This window comes from Acidiphilium sp. JA12-A1 (assembly GCF_000724705.2).
Lineage (GTDB): Bacteria > Pseudomonadota > Alphaproteobacteria > Acetobacterales > Acetobacteraceae > Acidiphilium > Acidiphilium multivorum.
In genome coordinates, this window is sequence record NZ_JFHO01000088.1 from 1 (window position 1) to 3,142 (window position 3,142).

At 59.9% G+C, this 3,142-nt stretch carries 3 protein-coding genes and 1 pseudogene; 2 read left to right on the top strand and 2 right to left on the bottom strand.

What is annotated here, in order from left to right; all coding sequences use genetic code 11:
• Nucleotides 1-302 (top strand): annotated as a pseudogene (locus RT91_RS15490) (IS110 family transposase); the annotation flags it as partial.
• A gap of 373 nt (nt 303-675) precedes the next feature.
• On the opposite strand, the gene RT91_RS15495 reads toward RT91_RS15490, so the two are convergent.
• Together RT91_RS15495 and RT91_RS15500 are read right to left on the bottom strand one after the other, a co-directional pair.
• Nucleotides 676-1,296: a hypothetical protein gene (locus RT91_RS15495; RefSeq protein ID WP_240314325.1), complete on the bottom strand. Its 621-nt coding sequence runs from the start codon at nt 1,294-1,296 to the stop codon at nt 676-678.
• Between the two features lie 219 nt (nt 1,297-1,515).
• On the bottom strand, nt 1,516-1,794 hold the full coding sequence (locus RT91_RS15500) for an immunity protein Tsi6 family protein (protein ID WP_035188239.1): 279 nt from the start codon (nt 1,792-1,794) through the stop codon (nt 1,516-1,518).
• A 779-nt stretch (nt 1,795-2,573) separates the two neighbouring features.
• Between RT91_RS15500 and RT91_RS21580 the strand changes: the two genes are divergently transcribed.
• The coding region (locus RT91_RS21580; RefSeq protein WP_205408981.1) for a DUF6444 domain-containing protein at nt 2,574-3,142 on the top strand (569 nt) is incomplete at its 3' end.

Sequence of the window (3,142 nt, forward strand, 5' to 3'; positions counted from 1 at the left end):
AAACCCGCCGGCAAGGTGGCATCACCAAGGCGGGCAACGGCGCCGCCCGGCGGATGTTGATCGAGGCGGCCTGGAGTTACCGACATCCCGCCCGGGTCAGCCGGGAATTGCTGTTGCGCCAGGAAGGATTGCCCCGGCCGATCCGCGAGATCGCCTGGAAGGCGCAGTTGCGCCTCTGTCGGCGTTATCGCCGCCTGACCCATACCGGCAAGCAGGCCAATGTCGTCACCACCGCGATTGCCCGCGAGTTGGCCGGCTTTATCTGGGCCATCGCACGGAAGGCCGAAATCGCGGCCGGCTGAACAATCGGATATTCGAAGCATACCCGGGAGGTGCCCACACTGATCAAACCCATCTGCAGCCGGGCAAGGCTGGAGGCGCGGTCACGGCCGGAGAACCCTCGCAGCCACTATCAGCCGGGACTTTCCGACGCTGGTCCCTAGACCGAGGCAGCTCCACGACGCATCAGGTCCTGCGGTTCCAATCCGCGTATCAGAGGATGATCTACCGTCGTTTCGGGATTGCGCCTCCAGCCTTACCCAGTCGCAGTCAAACCGAACCGCTTGCTTGCTCATCAGCAAGCAGAAGAAATCTCTTGCCTGCAGCTTGAAATGGCGAACATGAGAGTGGCCTGATTGTCCCTGAAATTCACACACGAGTTTCAGGGGCGGGACATTAGTTGAAGAATTTCCTGGCGAATTGGCCTTTCAGGGAGAGGGGGCGGGGCTTGGGAGAGAACTCTTTGCGGCCGGTTTTGGCGCGGCCGAGATTGCCCAGGCCCGCGGGGCCACGACGGTATTTGTGCAGGACGGGATCGGGCGGGTTGGCGCCCTTGTCGAAGCTGGTGGGGAAGGAGTCGATGGCGTCGGCATAGCCGAAGAACTTGCAGAACTTGTAACCGCGGGCGAACATTTCATCGGCGATGAGTTGGGCGAAGGGGGGATGGTAGTTGCCGTAATCATCAACCCTGCCTTCAGCCGAGTGGCAGTTGAAGCACTTGATATCGCCGAAGAATTCGCGTTTCAGGCCGGTGGTGATGAGGCGCTGGACGACTTCCGTGTAATGGATCTTTTCGCCGTTGCGGGCGACCTCGATCGTCGGGGAGCCGGGCATGCCGTGGCCGCGAATGTAGATTTGCGCGGTGTTGAAGCTGCTGAAATAGGGGTCCGACCCGCCATCGTACCAGACGACGATGGACGAGCGACCCTTCAGGAGATCGTCATCGACGACGAGCTGGGCCTTGTTGATGCCGGGCTGGCCGCCGAAGGCCTGGTTGCCGTATTCGTGGTGGGCCATGGTGATGTAGACACTTTTCGGGTCCGCGGGGATGAACATTACCTTGGTCATGGACGAGTTCCATGGGGCGTCTTGCCCCGGTGATGGGCGGTGAAGCGACCGGTTGCGCCGGGGTTCGGGGCGCGAGCAAGGATATGATTACGATCCGGCAGCGATCGTCAATCGCAGCGCGGGGCCGAGCCGGTTTGGTTGTGACAGCGGTCACAGGGCTGGGCGCGCTTATGCAAGCGGTGTGGCGCGCCGGTTAACCGCCGCCTGGATCGAGTGGAGGAGGTCGGCCAGTTCATCGTCCCAGCCCTCGATTTCGCGGACGGCGAGGAGGCCCAGAATGATCTCCCCGAGCCGTTCCGGCCCGGCGGTTCCGGCGCAGACTTGCTGAAGATAGATCAGCTGATTGCGGATGGAGACGAGGGGCGGGAAACCCGGGCGCCCGGCGAGCAAAGTTTCGCACCGTTGCCGTGCTTCGGCGAGTTCGAGTTCGAGGCCGCCTATGACCATGTTTTTTCTCCTTCGGCATTCATCCGGGGTTTTGCGCCGCACGGGCGATGACGACGAAGGCCTCGCGGAGGGCATCGGTGGTGGCCTTGTGGGTGTGACGCCCGGCGTCAGTGGCGGGCGAGGGCGTGGGTCCGTTACCCCTTCGATGTGCGGGGCAAGGTTCATGGAAACGAGTTGGGATTGCAACGGGAGACTTGCGGGAGCAAGTGGTTCGGTGGATCAGGCTTGCCGGTGCAGGTATTCACAGCGGTCTTGACCTGTACGTCTTAAACACGGCGCCCGAAACCATGTGTTTCCGTCGTTGAGCGCCTTTGGAAAACTACGGAGTTACTCGGCACATTCGAATTATTTAGGCGACACTTGCTAATCGCTATTTATTTTTTTGGTGGTATGAGCAAACGTACATAATTTTAAAGGGTTTCTCATGAAACTCGGTTGCGTATATCGGCGGAAAAACACGAGATCAATAAAATTCCTCATAACGAATACACAACCGCGATTGATTTTGCAGGCAATCAAACTTACTGAGCCATTTTAAGAATTCATCACGAAAGATTTCCGTTATCATGTTGGCTTTCCGTTATGTTATGCTCCTGAATTCGCCCAGATGCATGAGATCGCCCCGCGCCTGCGATCGGCCAGACCAAATCCTACAAAGATCTAAACGAGCCACCAATGAAATTATGTGACTTTTTTCGTATCTGCTCATCCTGGTCCGTCGATAAGTTGAATCGATTGTGAATTGACGTGACCACGGCGGATACGATTCGACGGGAGGCGTGAACGAGCTTCCTGACCTGTCTCTCCTATCGCACGCTGAGAAAGACGCGCTGATCCGCGCGCTATGGGACGCGTTGCAATCATCCGAGCGCAGGAACGCGGAACTGGCAATCCGGCTTTCGGATGCGGAACGCCGGATTGCGGAGTTGGAGGCGCGGCTAAACGAACCGCCGAAGCGGCCGGACAATTCGAGCCTGCCGCCATCGCGCGGGCAGAAGCCAAACCGGCCCGAGAAAAGTCCGCGCAAGGGGCCCCGCAAAGGCAGTCTCGGCCGTGAGGGTGGCGGTCGCTTGCTTGCCGAGAACCCCGATCAGACGGTGATCGCGAAGGCGGCGCATTGCCAGCACTGCCGTGCCGGGCTGACTGACGCGGATCAGCGCCTCGCGCAGCGCTACGACAAGATCGATCTGCCGCCGATCAAGCCGGTCGTCACCCGCGTCGAACGCTATGCCGGCCATTGTCCGTGCTGTGGGGCGACCACGCTGGCAGCCGTCCCGGAAGGCATGGAGACCGGCACGACCATTCAGCCTCAACCTCGTGGCTCTCGCGATCTACCTGCGCGTCATCC

Bases quoted from the DNA above. Each gene is read 5' to 3' on its own strand.
- RT91_RS15500 (WP_035188239.1), bottom strand. From the start codon at position 1,794: ATGGTCATAGGCGGCCTCGAACTCGAACTCGCCGAAGCACGGCAACGG.
- RT91_RS15495 (WP_240314325.1), bottom strand. From the start codon at position 1,296: ATGGCCCACCACGAATACGGCAACCAGGCCTTCGGCGGCCAGCCCGGC.